General features: G+C 63.4%; 15 protein-coding genes. 12 read left to right on the top strand and 3 right to left on the bottom strand.

Annotated features, from left to right (window positions below):
- The 8 genes from NKI96_RS03070 (at position 1) to amaB (ending at position 8,131) form a co-directional block, all read left to right on the top strand.
- Positions 1–885, top strand: a complete 885-nt coding sequence (locus NKI96_RS03070) for a transglutaminase family protein (protein WP_023683456.1) — start codon at positions 1–3, stop codon at positions 883–885.
- 80 nt (positions 886–965) lie between these two features.
- Positions 966–1,991, top strand: a complete 1,026-nt coding sequence (locus NKI96_RS03065; protein WP_352802876.1) for a glycosyltransferase family 2 protein — start codon at positions 966–968, stop codon at positions 1,989–1,991.
- A complete protein-coding gene (locus NKI96_RS03060) occupies positions 1,988–2,683 on the top strand; it encodes a glycosyltransferase family 2 protein (protein ID WP_352802874.1) in 696 nt (231 codons plus the stop codon). Before NKI96_RS03065 ends, NKI96_RS03060 begins: the two co-directional genes overlap by 4 nt.
- A 104-nt stretch (positions 2,684–2,787) precedes the next feature.
- On the top strand, positions 2,788–3,549 hold the full coding sequence (locus NKI96_RS03055; protein WP_023686315.1) for a hypothetical protein: 762 nt from the start codon (positions 2,788–2,790) through the stop codon (positions 3,547–3,549).
- A 63-nt stretch (positions 3,550–3,612) separates the two neighbouring features.
- On the top strand, positions 3,613–4,713 hold the full coding sequence (locus NKI96_RS03050; protein WP_352802871.1) for a DNA topoisomerase IB: 1,101 nt from the start codon (positions 3,613–3,615) through the stop codon (positions 4,711–4,713).
- An 82-nt stretch (positions 4,714–4,795) separates the two neighbouring features.
- Positions 4,796–5,170: a YciI family protein gene (locus NKI96_RS03045; RefSeq protein ID WP_023671781.1), complete on the top strand. Its 375-nt coding sequence runs from the start codon at positions 4,796–4,798 to the stop codon at positions 5,168–5,170.
- On the top strand, positions 5,167–6,441 hold the full coding sequence (locus NKI96_RS03040; protein WP_352580983.1) for an RNA polymerase sigma factor: 1,275 nt from the start codon (positions 5,167–5,169) through the stop codon (positions 6,439–6,441). Before NKI96_RS03045 ends, NKI96_RS03040 begins: the two co-directional genes overlap by 4 nt.
- 175 nt (positions 6,442–6,616) lie before the next feature.
- Positions 6,617–8,131: an L-piperidine-6-carboxylate dehydrogenase gene (gene amaB, locus NKI96_RS03035; protein WP_023671784.1), complete on the top strand. Its 1,515-nt coding sequence runs from the start codon at positions 6,617–6,619 to the stop codon at positions 8,129–8,131.
- Positions 8,132–8,338: 207 nt separating this feature from the next.
- Here amaB and NKI96_RS03030 read toward each other — a convergent pair whose 3' ends face one another.
- On the bottom strand, positions 8,339–9,208 hold the full coding sequence (locus NKI96_RS03030) for a hypothetical protein (protein ID WP_023671785.1): 870 nt from the start codon (positions 9,206–9,208) through the stop codon (positions 8,339–8,341).
- A gap of 298 nt (positions 9,209–9,506) precedes the next feature.
- Here NKI96_RS03030 and asnB point away from each other — a divergent pair, with 298 nt between their 5' ends.
- Genes asnB through nadE form a run of 4 tightly spaced genes read left to right on the top strand, consistent with a single transcriptional unit; the run spans position 9,507 to position 14,302 of the window.
- The gene (asnB, locus tag NKI96_RS03025) at positions 9,507–11,444 is read left to right on the top strand and encodes an asparagine synthase (glutamine-hydrolyzing) (protein ID WP_352802868.1); all 1,938 of its coding nucleotides are present in this window, start codon (positions 9,507–9,509) and stop codon (positions 11,442–11,444) included.
- Positions 11,445–11,466: 22 nt separating this feature from the next.
- Entirely contained in the window at positions 11,467–11,730 is a 264-nt protein-coding gene (locus NKI96_RS03020; RefSeq protein ID WP_023671787.1) for an acyl carrier protein, read from the top strand.
- Between the two features lie 23 nt (positions 11,731–11,753).
- Positions 11,754–13,301, top strand: coding sequence for a class I adenylate-forming enzyme family protein (locus NKI96_RS03015; RefSeq protein ID WP_352802866.1), 1,548 nt, complete (start codon positions 11,754–11,756; stop codon positions 13,299–13,301).
- Positions 13,298–14,302 (top strand): NAD(+) synthase, encoded by a 1,005-nt coding sequence (nadE, locus tag NKI96_RS03010; protein WP_352802863.1) that lies wholly within the window; start codon positions 13,298–13,300, stop codon positions 14,300–14,302. Before NKI96_RS03015 ends, nadE begins: the two co-directional genes overlap by 4 nt.
- Before the next feature lie 70 nt (positions 14,303–14,372).
- On the opposite strand, the gene NKI96_RS03005 is transcribed toward nadE, so the two are convergent.
- A complete protein-coding gene (locus NKI96_RS03005) occupies positions 14,373–15,488 on the bottom strand; it encodes a hypothetical protein (RefSeq protein ID WP_352802861.1) in 1,116 nt (371 codons plus the stop codon).
- Positions 15,485–16,213: a N5-glutamine methyltransferase family protein gene (locus NKI96_RS03000; protein WP_023696869.1), complete on the bottom strand. Its 729-nt coding sequence runs from the start codon at positions 16,211–16,213 to the stop codon at positions 15,485–15,487. The genes NKI96_RS03005 and NKI96_RS03000 overlap by 4 nt, the downstream gene beginning before the upstream one ends.
- Between the last annotated feature and the right edge of the window lie 64 nt (positions 16,214–16,277).

Genomic DNA, 16,277 nt, shown 5'->3' with positions numbered 1-16,277 from the left:
ATGCTGTACGATATCAGGCTTCATCTCAGCTACGATTATGACGCCGCGGCCGGTGGCAGCCGGCATCAGGTGCGTGTATTGCCGCCGACCATTGCCGGCGTGCAGCGCGTGATCGCGGCCTCGCTTTCGTTTGTGCCGACCCCATCGGAGCGCACGGATTTTGCCGATTTCTTCGGCAACAATGTCACCGCGATCGCCTTTCGCGACGTCCATGACGGGCTCGACATCAGAATGAGCGCGCGCGTGTCGGTGTCACGGCCGGAGCCTGGGCTCGACGTGTCGCCCGATCTGCAGCGCCTGCGGGAAGAACTCGGCGCCGTACGGTCACTGGCGCCGGATGCACCGCATCACTTTCTCGCCGCCAGCGATCATGCCGGCATCGATGCGGCGATCACCGCCTATGCCCGCGACAGCGCCGGCGGCTCGACGGTCGGCATGGCCATCGATCTGTGCAACCGCATCCACCGCGACTTCACCTATGACGGGGAAGCGACCACGGTGCGTACCGGGGCCAGCGATGCCTTCCGTTTGAAGCGGGGCGTGTGCCAGGACTTCTCCCACATCATGATCGCCGGCCTGCGCGGGCTAGGTATTCCTGCGGGTTATGTCAGCGGCTTCCTGCGCACCATTCCCCCGAAAGGGAAGCCGCGGCTCGAAGGCGCCGATGCCATGCATGCCTGGGTCAAGGTGTGGTGTGGGCGCGATGCCGGCTGGCAGGAATTCGACCCGACCAATGGCATGCGGGCCAGCAACGACCACATCACCGTTGGCTATGGCCGCGACTATTCCGACGTGGCTCCGATCGTCGGCGTGCTGAAAACCACCGGCGGCCAGGTCGGCGACCAGGCCGTCGACGTCATCCCGGTCGCGCTCGAGAAGGCCTGACAGCCTCGAAGCACAGCTTCTCAACAACGGCCATGCCCGTTATGCTCGGTCGAAACTTCGGGGAGGATCGGTCGGCAGGCATGCTGATGCGGAGTTCGGTATTGACGGCAATCAGTGTCATCATCCCGGCGCACAATGCGGCGGCAACCATTGCGGCCACACTGGCCTCGCTTCGTTCTGAAGCCGAGGTTATCGGCGAGGTGCTGCTGGTCGACGATTCCTCCTCGGACGGGACGGCAGAAGCCGCGCTGAATGCCGCCACGCAATTCTCGTTGCCGTTGCGCGTGCTCAAGAGCAGCTGCCGGGACGCGGGCGGCTCCCGCAATGTGGCGCTGGCGCAGGCGCAATGCTCCTGGATCTACCTGATCGACGCCGACGACATGCATCTGGAGGGCGGGCTGCGGTCGATGCTGGTCCGGGCGGGGGAGCAACCGGCCGCCGACATGGTGATCGGCGCCTACCGTCGGCGCACCGATGGCGAGAACCGGAACCTCAAGCTTCCAGCCGGCTACATAGAAGACGGTATAGCCAATGCCTCGGCCTATCTGGAAGGTCACATTCGCTCGATCGCCGTGGGCAGTGCGCTGGTTTCCCGGCGCGTCGTCGGCGACACGCGCTTCCCGACCGGGCTTGCCTATGACGAGGACACGCTGTTCTGGTCCAGGCTGATGGGCAGGGCGTCGCTTGCCCTGATCGTGCATCCCGTCATGATCTACCACGTTTCGGCAGTGCGTTCTGATGATCGCTTCATCACCAGGCCGGTGCGCCGCTTTCTCGACTGGCGGCTGGCGCTGCGCGAGCTGACTGACTGTGGTCCCACTGTCGTCGCTAAAGACCAGGGAGGGGCTGGTCGCCCTCAAGATCGCCCGGGTTCACTATGCGCGCGGCGATCTGGAGACGGCGGCGCGGTTCCTGAGGATCGCGGCGGCGGCGCCGAAGGTGCGGTCGAACACCTGGCGTTGCAGGCGCTACCAGCTGAAGCTGGCGCTGTGGCGCTGGTTTTCCTCTCCGCGCGTCCAGTTGCAACGTGCCTGAATCAGCCCCGCCGCAGCTTGCCGTCATTGTCATCGGCTATCGCGCGCCGGCTCAAATCGTCGAGGCGGTGACATCCCTGCTGGATCAGGATGAGCCGCTCGAGATCATGGTGGTCAACTCGGGCGGAGGCGAGGTCCTGGCGCTGCTGACCGGCGCCGGGGTCAAGGTGCCAGTGATCGAGGTCGGTCGAAGGCTGTTTGTAGGCGCAGCCCGCAATCTCGGCATTGCGGCCACCAAAGCGCCTTTCGTTGCCTTTCTTGCCGATGATTGCCTCGCCTGTTCGGGCTGGGCCGAGGCACGGATGCAGCGGCATCTGGCTGGCGACCGCGCCGTGGCGAGCGCGATGGTGAATAGCCATCCGCGCAATCTGATCGCCTGTGCGGCTCATCTGATCATGTTCATGCGACGGCTTCCCGGTCTGCCGTCGGATCGTGCGCTGCGTTACGGCGTGTCGTTCGATCGGCGGCTGTTCGTTGAATTTGGCTTGTTCGATGAAACCATGCCTGCTGCCGAAGACACCGAATTCCTGGGGCGGCTGCCGCAGGAACTGCAGCCGGTGTGGGAGCCTAAGGTGCAAACCGTTCATCGCAACGAAACCCGGCTGTCCAGATTGCTTGCCGATCAGTACAGGCGCGGCTGTCGCCGCGGCGATTACCTCGCAGCGTCCGCCCTGAACACTCCGTTTCGGTGTTTTCGCGACACGTTTCGCGATTGGCGGAATGCCCGCAAGCTGGCGAAGATCGGGCTTTCCGATCGGGATTGAACTTTCGCGATGATGTCGATGCCAATTGTCTGGCTTGCCCTGCTGGTCAAATCCGTGGGTGTCTATATTGGCGTGCGAAATCGCGTGAAAGCGGCAACAAGAAAATGATCACGAGCCAAATCAAGCCTCGACGCTGGCGACGGAGCCGACTGTTCTGGACGCGCCAGAGAACGGTCGCAGTTTTCAGCTATCGTTATGACGCGCATCTGGTTGCCGATCTGATCACCAATATCGATCCGGTCGTTGACGGCTGGATTGCCTATGACGATCGCGGGGCGACCGGCGTGTTCAGCAGCGAGCCGCAGCGGCGGCGGATCTTACTCGACGCAGCGCATGAAGCTGCCGCCGACTGGATCCTGGCTATTGATCCCGATGAGCGGCTGGAACGCGGTACCGCGGAGCGGATCGGACAGCTGACGGGGGATTACAGGCGCATGGCCTGGGGGTTCCGGCTCCGCGAATTGTATTCGCCGACCGAGTACCGGGTCGACGGGCTGTGGGCCGAAAAGTTCCAGTATCGTCTGTTCAGAGCCTACGATCCGGCGAAGTACCGACCAGAGGACCTGCACGGGCTCTGGTATCCTCCCGATCTTGGTTTCAAGGCCCGCAACAGCGGGCTCAACCTCTATCATTTAAAGATGATGGAGCCGAAGCGGCGGATCGCCCGCCGCAATCTCTACCACCACCTTGATCCAAAGGGGCTCCTGCAGGATGTGGGCTATGACTACCTTGCCGATGAGGCAGGGGCCGTGTTCGAACAGATTCCGCCCGGGCGCGACTACCATCCGCCTCACGTCGACGATGGCGGCCTCTGGATGGCCGTGCCGGCTGGTGCCACCATTGGTGGACCCGACCACATTCCATAGCAACGGGGTGGAACCAGCAGTCGGCTTGGCGCTTATCTACGAGAAAAATTTCGTGGAGCGGGCATGCTTGACAAATCTGGGACGCCATCCGGCCGGTCGGCTGCCGGACAGGGGGACGATGGAGCGTCGAAGAACGGCGCGCAGACCGCTGCCGAACAGGTCTCGCTCACCTATATCAGCGACAGCGAGCCGGGGATCCGGCGCCTGAAGGCGGGCGAAGGCTTTTCCTACAAGGGCGCGAAAGGACAGGCCGTCGGCGCGGCAGCCATTGCCCGCATCAAGGCGCTGGCCATTCCGCCGGCATGGACGGATGTGTGGATCTCGCCCGATCCCGCCGGCCACATCCAGGCGACCGGCCGCGACCAGCGCGGGCGCAAACAGTACCGCTACCATCCGCTGTGGGCCGCCGAGCGCGACGGCGCCAAATACTCCAGCCTTGTCGCCTTTGCCGAAAGCCTGCCGGAGCTGCGCCGCCGGATCGATGCCGATCTGCGCCGCCGTGGCCTGCCGGCCGAGCGCGTCGTGGCGGCAATTGTCTGGCTGCTCGACAACACGATGATCCGGGTCGGCAATGCCGCCTATGCCCGCGACAACAAGAGCTTTGGGCTGACGACGCTACGCGACCGCCACGTCGACATCAAGGGATCCAGCCTGCGCTTTGCCTTCAAGGGCAAGTCCGGCAAGGAATGGAAGTTGAAGCTGGTCGACCGCCGCATCGCCCGGGTCGTGCGCGGCGCTCAGGATATTCCGGGGCAGCAACTGTTCCAATATCTCGACGAGGAGGGCGAGAGGCATGGAGTGCGCTCCGACGATGTCAACCGCTATATCCGCGACGCGATCGGCGCCAATTTCAGCTCCAAGCATTTTCGCACCTGGGGCGGCACCATCCATGCCGCGTCGCTGTTTGCGCGGACGGAGCTTCCCGAAAGCCAGGCGCAGACCAAGCGTGTGATGAACGCGGTCATCGACAAGGTGGCCGAGCGGCTCGGCAACACACGCGCCGTCTGCCGCAAATGCTACATCCATCCACAGGTTTTCGAAGCCTGGGTGGAAGGGCGGCTGCTTAGCGAAATGACCGAGGCCAACAAGCGCAAGCGAGCGATCGACGGTCTCGATGATGAAGAGGCTCTTGTGCTGAGATGGTTGAAGGCAAGCGAAGGCTGACAAAAATGGCGTAACTTTTTTGTCGACGCCATGTCGGCACAGGCCCTACTGTTTCGTCCTTTGAGACAGAAAAGGACGTCCCATGCTCTACGCTATCCTCTGCTATGCCTCCGAAGATGTCGTCTCCTCCTGGAGCAAGGCACAGGATGACGAGGTCATGGCAAAGCTCATGCATGTGCAGGAAAAATATGCTCAAGCCGGCCGGCTTGGGCCGGTGGCGCGGCTTTTGCCCACCACCGCCGCGACGACGCTGCGCAAGGTCAAGGGCGAATCGGTCGTCATCGACGGCCCGTTTGCCGAGACCAAGGAACAGTTCCTCGGCTTCTACACGCTGGAATGCGCCGATCTCGACGAAGCCGTCGACTTCGCGCGCGAGCTTTCCGAGGTCAATCCCAGCGGCGGATCCTATGAGATCCGACCGGTTTCCGTCTTCAACCCAACCAGAGTAGCCACATGACAGACCTCGCCTGGATAAGCTCGGCGATCAGCGCTGCCCGCCCGCAGGCTATGGGTGCGCTGCTGCGCTATTTCCGCAATCTCGATACGGCGGAGGAAGCTTTCCAGGACGCGTGCCTGAGGGCACTCAAGAACTGGCCGCAGAACGGGCCGCCGCGCGATCCTGCGGCCTGGCTAATCTTTGTCGGCCGCAACACCGGCATCGACGCGGTGCGCAAGCGCGCCAAGCAGGCGCCGATGCCGGAAGAGGACCAGATCTCGGACCTGGAAGATGCCGAGAGCGATATCGCCGAACGGCTGGACGGCGCGCACTACCGCGATGACATATTGCGGCTCTTGTTCATCTGCTGCCATCCGGATCTGCCGCCTACGCAGCAGATCGCGGTGGCGCTGCGCATCGTCTCCGGTCTCACCGTCAAGCAGATCGCGCGTGCGTTCCTGGTCGGCGAAAGCGCCATGGAACAGCGCATCACGCGCGCCAAGGCGCGCATTGCCGATGCCGGCGTGCCGTTCGAGACGCCCGGAGCGGTCGAGCGCTCGGAGCGGCTCGCCGCCGTTGCCGCCATGGTCTATCTGATCTTCAACGAAGGTTATTCCACCAACAGCGGAGAGGCGCCGGCGCGTGCGCCGCTTTGCGAGGAAGCGATCCGGCTGGCGCGCCTGTTGCTGCGGCTGTTCCAGACCGAGCCGGAGATCATGGGCCTGACGGCATTGCTTTTGCTGCAGCATGCGCGCGCGCCGGCCCGCTTCGACGAGAATGGCGAGATCGTGCTGCTCGACGACCAGGACCGCACGCTGTGGAGCCGCAAGATGATCGACGAAGGCCTGGCGCTGGTCGACAAGGCCCTGCGCCACCAGAAGCCCGGACCCTACCAGGTGCAGGCGGCGATCGCCGCCCTTCATGCGCGGGCGGCAACCCCCGAGGAGACCGACTGGACTGAGATCGACCTGCTCTACAGCCTGCTGGAAGCGATGCAACCTTCGCCGGTGGTGACGCTGAACCGTGCCGTTGCGGTCGCCAAGGTGCGCGGGCCGGAAGCTGCCCTTGCCATGATCGAGCCGCTTGGCGAGAGGCTGTCCGGCTATTTCCACTTCTTCGGCCTCAAGGGCGGTCTGTTGATGCAGCTCGGCCGTGGCGAAGAGGCGCGTGTCGCCTTCGATCGCGCCATTGCGTTGGCCAACACGGCAGCGGAAGCCGCCCATATCCGCATGCATATCGACCGGCTGATGCGGGACGGAGCCGTGAAGGCGCCGGCGAAGACAGCGCACTAAGCCTGTTCCTCCTCTGGCTCAATCGTGCAATCCCGGCTTGGACCATGCCGGGGTGGCGATTTTCCCCTGAAACGAGTAATGGCACGCCATGACAGCGCCTGCGGCATGCGGGCGATAATGGCGCCAAGGCTCGACCGCCGCCCTATGATGGCGAGCGGATCTGAAAGGGATAAAAATGACGATAGCGAAGGAAACGGCCGAACTTCTGGCGAAACTGGGTGTGGCCAAGGACGCGCTGACCGGCGGCGACCTCGTCGTGCGCAGCCCGGTGACGGGTGAACAGATCGCGGCGCTGAAGACGATTTCGCCGGCCGATGCGGCCAAGACCATCGATGCCGCGCACACGGCGTTCCAGGCCTGGCGGATGGTGCCGGGTCCCCGGCGCGGCGAACTGGTGCGGCTGCTCGGCGAGGAGTTGCGCGCGCACAAAACCGAGCTTGGCCGGCTGGTGTCGATCGAGGTCGGCAAGATCCCGTCGGAAGGCCTCGGCGAAGTCCAGGAAATGATCGACATCTGCGATTTCGCCGTCGGCCTTTCCCGCCAGCTCTACGGTCTAACCATCGCCACCGAGCGTCCGGGACATCGCATGATGGAGACCTGGCATCCGCTCGGCGTCGTCGGCGTCATTTCGGCCTTCAACTTCCCGGTCGCGGTGTGGTCGTGGAACGCGGCGCTCGCGCTGGTCTGCGGCGACGCCGTGGTGTGGAAGCCCTCGGAAAAGACGCCGCTGACGGCGCTCGCCTGCGAGGCGATTTTTGCCGGCGCGGTCAAGCGCTTCGGCGCAGATGCGCCGCAGGGCCTGGCACCGGTGCTGATTGGCGACCGCTCCGTCGGCGAGATCCTGGTCGACCACCCGAAGGTGGCGCTGGTTTCGGCCACCGGCTCGACCCGCATGGGCCGGGATGTCGGCCCGCGTCTGGCCAAGCGCTTTGCCCGCGCCGTGCTCGAACTCGGCGGCAACAATGCCGGCATCGTCTGCCCGACCGCCGATCTCGACATGGCGCTGCGCGCCATCGCCTTTGGCGCCATGGGCACCGCCGGCCAGCGCTGCACGACGCTGCGGCGCCTGTTCGTGCATGACAGCGTCTATGACGCGCTGCTGCCGCGGCTGAAGAAGGCCTATGAGAGCGTCTCGGTCGGCAATCCGCTGGAGACGTCTTCGCTCGTCGGGCCGCTGATCGACAAGGCGGCCTTCGACGCCATGCAGAAGGCGCTCAAGGAAGCCACCGCTCACGGCGGCAAGCTGACCGGCGGTTCGCGGGTCGAGAATGGCCATCCCGATGCCTATTACGTGCATCCGGCGCTGGTCGAAATGCCGAAGCAGGTGGCTCCTGTCACCGAAGAAACCTTCGCGCCGATCCTCTACGTGATGAAATATTCCGATTTCGATGCCGTGCTCGACGAGCACAATGCGGTCGGCGCCGGACTGTCGTCGTCGATCTTCACCCGCGACCTGCAGGAATCCGAGCGCTTCCTCGGCGTCGATGGTTCGGATTGCGGCATCGCCAACGTCAACATCGGCACGTCGGGCGCCGAGATCGGCGGCGCCTTCGGCGGCGAGAAGGAAACCGGCGGCGGGCGCGAGAGCGGCTCCGATGCCTGGAAGGCCTATATGCGCCGCGCCACCAACACGGTGAACTATTCCAAGGCGCTGCCGCTGGCGCAGGGCGTGTCATTCGACATCGATTGAGATGCTGCGCCCGGCTTTTGACCAGTTGATCCACCCGAACCCGTCGGGCGGATCGCTGCCGCTCGCGCGGATCGTTCCGCTTTCAGGCTTCGCCCCCGCTGTCCAGATGTCCGTATCCCGACGGCGGAAAGGCCACCTCGGCCCTGCGCCCGGACGGGTCCTCGCGGTCGGCACGACCGGCTGCGCAACAGCGTCTGCGCCGAACGTTCAGCCAGCGTGCGGCGACGCCGGTCGGCAGGCTTCGAACGCGGCATCGATGACGGCAAGTTTGGCGGCCTGCACGGTCATGTATTCCTGGTAGAAGCTGTTCGAGACCCACATTACGGAATGCCCGCGCCGGCCCAGCCAGCCGACGCTGCCGAGCTTTTCGGCGTCGCGCAATTTGCGCGCAAGATGGGTGCGCGAGAGTTTTAGCCAACTGGCGAATTCGCCGATCGAAACCACGCTGGTCGGGATCCGGTCGAGGGCGGCATTGTCGGGATCGATGCCGGACATCAGCCAATCCATGACGATGCCGCCATTGTTGAGCCAGATGAACAACGAAAACGTCTGCTTGGGCTCACGCACTGGGTTGGAGGAGAGCAGGCCTTCCGCCACCAGCGGCTGCAGCCTGGAAATCATGCCGTGCTGCTCGAGAAAGGCGGCGAGGCGGCTGCCGCTGTCGAGACCGTCGAGCGTGCGCAGATGCGCAACCACCCAGCCGTCGAATTCCTTCAGCGTCGCTGCCGTCACCTGAAACGGGTGGGCTCGTCCGTCACCGGTGTGCGGCAGGTATTCGATGATGTGATAGTGCAGCATCTCCTTGATGAAGGCTTCGGCCGTGTTGCGGCTAGCGACGGAATAGTGAAGCACGGCATCGATGAAGCGGGCCAGTGTCAGTTCCGTGCGGGGATCGCGCGGGTCGCGGGCGAAATGCAGGGCTAGGCCGGTGTGAGCCAGCAACCAGCGCTGTTGCGTGGCGAACACGGCGGCCAGGCGTGGGCTCGTTTCATAGATATGCAGCAGCGCCTTCGACTGCGCCTCGACATGACGGTGCAGCGCCGGATGGCCGGCAATATATTCGAAATTCAGCGCCATCCTCCTCGTCCTCCGGCCAGCCCCCCGGCAGCGAAGACGTGCAATCACATTTCCAGCCTTAGCCGCCCGTGTCCAGCCATGCCAACCCGGACAAAAGGCCTAGAGCGAGCCTGGGCTATCGTTCCGGCTATTACGGCCGCAACCGCGAGGTGATGGAGAGCCATCGCGTCCTAGCCACGAACACCACATCGTGGCAAACTTCTTGTTAACCACATGCTCGGTGAAAATATCGGATTAACCTCAGATGCCACTATCGAGGTTATGTTCCGTACCTTAGCGTTCAATATGAGTTCAAGGGATGTGTGGATTCGGGGGTTATTTCGGGTCAATCCGGGATGCGGAAGCTTTGCTCACGCACATGGTAGCCGCAATTGCCCATCGTGGGCCGGATGAGCAAGGGAAATTCGTAGCACCCGATGCCGGGCTCGGGCATGCGCGGCTGTCGGTGATCGGCATCGGAGACGGCCAGCAACCGATGTCCGACGAGGCCGGCAATTTGACGATTGCGTTCAACGGCGAGATTTTCAACTACATAGAACTGCGCGAAGGGCTGATCGCCAAGGGCCGACACTTTCGGACGTCGAGCGACACAGAGGTCATCCTTCAGCTCTATGAGGAGATGGGCGAAGACTGCTTGTCTCTCCTGAACGGTGATTTCGCCTTGGCGATATGGGACAATCGGCAGCGACGAATGGTGCTTGCACGAGACCGGATGGGTGTCCGGCCGCTCTTCTACACAAGTAATGACGGGGTGCTTTACTTTGCCTCGGAGATCAAAGCCCTATTGAAGGTCCCGGGCGTCTCCGCTGAAATTGATCCGATTGCGCTGGATCAGATCTTTACGCTGTGGGCGCCGATCGCTCCGCGCACGGCGTTCCGCAATATCCACGAGTTGGAACCGGCAAGTGTGATGATCGCGACGCAGGGGCAGGTCACGGTCAAACGATACTGGCACCTGGACTATCCGCATCGTGATGAGCCGTCGAAGATCACGAACGAGGACCACGCGGCAGAGGAGTTGCAAGCCCTTCTGACCGATGCGGTGAGGCTTCGCATGCGGGCCGACGTGCCGGTCGGTTCCTATCTTTCGGGAGGGCTCGATTCGTCGCTCGTTTCGGCGCTTGCCGCCGGCATGACTCCTCGGAGACTGGAGACATTTTCCGTAACCTTCGACAGCGCCGAGCATGACGAAAGCGCCTTTCAGACCGAAATGGCCTCGGCGCTCGGCACGCGCCACCACGCCATAGAATGCGGCGCCCGCGATATCGCCAGCGTCTTTCCTGAGGTCATCCGCTTTGCCGAGCGGCCGATCATCCGCACGGCGCCAGCGCCACTCTACAAATTGTCCGCCCTGGTTCGCCAGGCCGGCCTGAAGGTGGTGCTGACGGGTGAAGGCGCCGACGAGGTCTTCGCCGGTTACGACGTCTTCAAGGAGGCGCGTGTCCGCCGGTTCTGCGGGCGGCAGCCCACATCGCGCATAAGGCAGCAGCTGTTCCGCCGGCTTTACCCGTATCTGCCGGGCCTGCAACAGCAATCGGTGGAGTATCTGGCTGCCTTCTTCGGCACCAGCAACGCTGCCCTCGACGATCCGCTGTTCTCGCATCGGCCACGCTTCAAGACCACGGCGGCGGCGAAAATCTTCTTTTCCGGCGACCTGCGCGCGACGTTGAAGGGTTATGACGCGGCTGAAGAGCTGACCAGCCGCCTACCCGAGGCGTTTTCCCTATGGCATCCGCTGCATCAGGCGCAATATCTCGAAACCCGCTTCCTCCTGCCCGGCTACATCCTCTCCAGCCAAGGCGATCGGATGGCCATGGCGCACGGCATCGAAGGGCGGTTTCCTTTCCTGGATCATCGCGTGGTAGAGTTCGCGGCAAGACTTCCGCCGGAGATGAAACTGAAAGGCTTGATGGAGAAGCACATTTTGCGCAAGGTGGCCAGGCACCACCTTCCGGCGGCGATCGGCAAACGCACCAAGCAACCTTACCGCGCCCCGGAGGCCCGCTCCTTCGTCGGGGCGGAGGAACTAGACTATGTGCGTGACTGCCTGGCCGAGGCGAGCATTACCGCCGGCGGCCTGTTCAACGCCAAGGCGGTGGCCAAGCTCCACGAGAAATGCCGCATGGAGACCGCGACCGGATTTCGCGACAACGCCGCCTTCGTCGGCATTCTGTCGACGCAGCTGTGGCAGAAGAATTTCGCCGGCCAAGCGGTCGGCGCGGCAAGAGCGGCCTGAGACGGCGAGGAAAAGGAAAGACATCATGACGGCAATCAAGGACAGGGTCAGAAGCTTTATCGTCGACAACTTCCTGTTCGGCGACACCTCCTACAAACTGTCGGATTCAGCCTCGCTGATCGAGAACGACATTATCGATTCGACTGCGGTGCTTGAGCTGGTGGCCTTCATCGAGGACAATTTCGGCATCGCGATGGTGGATGCCGACATCGTTCCAGCCAACCTGGATTCGCTTGACCGCATCTCGTCCTTCATCGAGGCGAGAGCACAAACGCTGGCAGCGTAAGCGCCAACGGCGAGGAACGTCCCGTGCGGATCGAGCATTTTCTGGTGGCGAAGGCTGCTGCCCACCCGGCCAAGACGGCATTGGTCACTAGGGGCAAAAAGCTGAGCTACGAAGAACTCGACGACCTTTCGAGCCGGCTGGCCACCGCTCTCTTCATGAATGGGATCAGGCGCGACGACCGCGTCCTGATCTTCATGGACAATTGCTGGGAGGCCGCCGTATCGATCTTTGCCGCACTCAAGGCAGGTGCGACCTTCAGTCCGATCAACCCCTCCACAAAGGCCGACAAGCTCGGTTACATCATCGCCGATTGCGACGCCAGGGCGGTCCTGACGCAGGCGAAGCTGATGCCCGTGGTCACCGAAGCCTGCGCATCGCAAGGCAAGACCGGCATCTTCGTGGCTTCCACCCCTGGGGCCGATGGGCAATGCCCGGCAGGGGCCGCGTCCCTGACTGACTGCCTGACGTTCGATGGCGCGGAGGTAGACCATCGCGGCATCGACGTCGACCTTGCGATGCTGATCTACACGTCAGGTTCGACCGGCCGGCCCAAGGGTGTGATGATGACGCATCGCAATTGCGACGCTGCCGCGGGGTCGATCGCCACCTATCTGCGCAACGCGCCGGACGACATCATCCTGAACGTCCTCCCGCTTGCCTTCGACTATGGCCTCTACCAGTTGCTGATGGCAGTCAGGCTCGGGGCCACGCTGGTGCTCGAGAAGTCCTTCGCCTTCCCGCACGAGATCTTCGAACGCATCCGCAAAGAGGGCGTCACCGGCCTTCCGCTGGTGCCTACCATGGCGGCGATGATCCTGCAGATGCGTGATCTGGCGCCGGGTTTCCTGCCCAGCCTCCGCTATATTTCCAACACCGCGGCCGCCTTGCCGCCAGCCCACATAGAACGCCTGCGCTCGCTGCTGCCCGGCGTCCGGATCTATTCGATGTATGGGCTGACCGAATGCAAGCGCTGCACCTATTTGCCACCTGAGGAACTTGACCGCCGGCCAGGGTCGGTCGGCATAGCCATCCCCAACACGGAAGCCTTTGTCGTCGACGACCTTGGACAACGCGTGCCGGCGGGCGTGGCAGGTGAGCTCGTCATCCGCGGTCCGCACGTCATGCAGGGCTATTGGCGCAACCAGGCCGCAACGGAACGAGCGCTCCGGCCGGGGCCTAACCCTTGGGAAAAGGTGCTCTATACGGGCGACCTGTTCCAGACCGACGAGGACGGCTTTCTCTATTTTGTCGGGCGTAAGGACGACATCATCAAGACGCGTGGCGAGAAGGTCGCCCCCAAGGAAGTGGAGGCCGTGCTCCACGCCCATCCAGGTATCGCGGAAGCGGTGGTCGTCGGCGTGCCGGATCCGGTGCTGGGGCATGCGATCGGCGCGCTCGTCGTGCGGTCCGACCCGGCGCTTGGCGGAAAGGACATCATTCGTCACTGCGCGCGCCACCTGGAGGATTTCATGGTCCCCAAAATCATAGAGTTCCGCAGCGAATTGCCGAAGACGGAGTCGGGCAAGGTCAGCCGCCGGCTCGCGGCTGAGATGATGGAGGCCGAGCAATGAACATCGGCTCAACCCAGGATGCGCCGGCCTTCACGCAAGCCCTCGCCATCGATCCCGCCGCCGAAACGGACAGGATCGTGGCGGCCCTGCGCGAGCAGTTGCGCGGCATTCGCAAACGCGGCCTCGTGCTCGGTCTTTCGGGCGGTATAGATTCCAGCGTTTCGGCTGCATTGGCCGCGCGGGCCGTCGGCCACCAGAATGTGCTGTGCGTCCTCATGCCGGAAAGCGATTCCGACCCCGAAAGCCTGCGGCTCGGCCATCTGGTCACCGACACTTTCGGCGTCGAGGCCGTTGTGGAGGATATCGGGCCGACCCTGCGGGCAATGGGCTGCTATGAACGCCGCGACGCCTTCATCCGCGAATTGGTCCCGGACTACGGCGAGGGCTGGGCCTCGAAGATCGTGATCGCGAACGTGCTCGAAGGCGAGGGCTACAACATCTCGTCGCTGGTGGTGCAGGACCCGCAAGGCAAGCAGACGAAACTGCGGATGCCGGTGGCTGTCTACCTCGGCATCGTTGCCGCCACCAACATGAAGCAGCGCACCCGCAAGCAGCTCGAATATTATCATGCCGACCGGCTGAACTTCGCCGTGCTCGGCACACCGAACCGGCTGGAATACGACCAGGGGTTCTTCGTCAAGAACGGCGACGGCGCCGCCGACGTCAAGCCGATCGCGCATCTCTACAAGACGCAGGTCTATGCGCTAGCCGCCTATCTCGGCATTCCGGAAGAGGTCCGCAACCGGCCGCCGACCACCGACACCTACTCGCTGGCGCAGACGCAGGAAGAATTCTACTTCTCCCTGCCTTACGATCGGATGGATCTGTGTCTCTACGGCCTCAACAACGGCGTGTCCGCCGAGGTGGTAGGGCAAGCGGCGGGATTGGCCGCCTCACAGATCGAACGCGTCTGGGCCGACATCGCCGCCAAGCGAAAGGCGACGCGCTATCTGCACCTGCGCCCACAGCTCGTTGACGGCGTGGACGAAGTCGGCTCCTGACCTGATGCATTATGCCATTCCAGACGGAAAACCGCGCACCCTTTCCTGGAATTGCTCTAGGCGGAACGCTTCAGGTGAAGCGGCCGCCGATCAACTGGCTCCACTGCTCGCCCGCAAGCCCGTTCAGAAAGACCTGCGCGTTCTTCATGGCATCGAGAAGCTCGGGATCGCGTGAATGCACGACGGTCGAGGCGACCGGTATGAAGGCTATGCGTCTTACAAGCATGGCGTCCAGAAGCGCGGGCTGGACGCGGCCGCGCAAGCCGGAGACACCGCGCCGGGCGGCATGCTCGACCAGGCAATCGATCACCGGCCCGGCCTGGCCGGGAAGAGCGAGGACCTGCAGCACGCGGCCGATCCCGTCCGGTCGAGCGTAGTAGGCGAAAGCGCCGACATTGGCGCCGTTCGGCGATGCCACCGACACGCAGACAAGCTCTCCGAAATCCGGCTTTTGCGCCGCATCGCCCAGAATATGGTTGAGCTGACCTTCCGCCCACTGCGGACGTAGCGGAAACTGGGCGCAAAGCGGCTCCAGCAGCCCCGCAAAGCTGCCGCTGTCGATCTCGGAGGTCCGAAATGCCCCCCGGCTCGATGCGTTGGCGACGACGCCGGTCCAGCGTCGTTGACCGCCCTCCATTTTGCGAAGGTAGAGCCGGTCGACCATCCGGGCGAGCGGGTTCAACATCCAGGCAAGCTTCATGTGACTGGCAAAAAGGCTGAGCACGAAGGTCGCCGGCCGCATCACGCGAACCCAGTCAAGGCTGTATTGCGGCAGCACAACGCCGCGAAGCCGCGTCCACAGTTTCACGGACGTATCATTGGCGGTTTCGCTGAAGGAGATGTTCTGCGGACCATCGAGGAAGGCCTTCAACAGGCGGGCACCGGCCATCGGATCGGTCTCGTGATCCTCGACCATCAGCGAGCTGCAGATGGCAGCGTAGAGCTGCCGTCCGTTGAATTTCATCGGCAGCGCATGAACGCCGACGAAGCCGGAAACCTGGCCGGCGTCATTGACATGGACAAGCGAACGGAGCCCGCTGCCCCAGTCGGGTGCGTCCAGATAAAACCGCCTCATGTAATCGACGAGGGAGGCCGGCGCTGGCCCCCGCTTCTTGCGCAGCATGCGTTGAAACATGCCCGCGACGGCCGCAAGGTCGGCCTGATCGAGGGCGCGGACGACGCTCACGCCGGGCTCCCGGTTCCGGGAACCCGGCCACCATGTTTGCGCGCCATGGCGACACGGGGCTGGCCGTCGGCCGTCACGGCAAAGGTTGGGGTTTCGTAGGATTTCGTTCTCGATAAAAGGGTTGCTATCTGCCGATCCTGACCTTCGCCGAACTCAAACAGCAGCCATCCGCCTGGCTTGAGGAAAGCTGCGGCATCCCGGACCAGCCTTTGGAGGATCGAAATACCGTAAGGGCCGCCGTCGAAAGCTTCCCGAGGTTCGTTCTCCAACAGATGCGCGCTTTCGCTATCGAGACGGGACGACGAAATATAGGGCGGGTTGCACAAAACCATGTCGGCAGCGCCGTGGAGGCCGTCACCCTCGATCGCGGCAAATAGGTCGCCTTGCCGGACCTTGATCCTGTCCTGCAGGGCGAGGCGCACAACATTGCGGCGGGCAAGCGAAACCGTGCTGTCGGTCAGGTCCGCCGCCCATGCCCGAGCCCGAGGACATTCGCTGACGATGCCCACGGCAAGATTGCCGCTGCCGCAGCACATGTCGATCAGGATCGTTTCGTGCGCCTGTTCGCCAAGAATGGCCGCGGCCGTCCGGCCAAGCAGTTCCGTTTCGGCTCGCGGCACCAGGACGTCAGGCGCGAGTTCCAGCTCAACCCGCATGAAGCGGTGCAATCGCGGCCAATTGCGATCGTTTGCACGGCCGGCAGGAAGGCTGTGATGCTGCGGCAAGGAAAATCCCTATCCTGAGGATAAAACGCGGGTTCCCTGTTGTTACCAACTCCGGGTAAATTGA

This window comes from Mesorhizobium sp. M0292 (assembly GCF_040321695.1).
GTDB lineage: Bacteria > Pseudomonadota > Alphaproteobacteria > Rhizobiales > Rhizobiaceae > Mesorhizobium.
The sequence above is the reverse complement of the archived record's forward strand: the minus strand, read 5'-3'. Positions and strand labels throughout refer to the sequence as shown.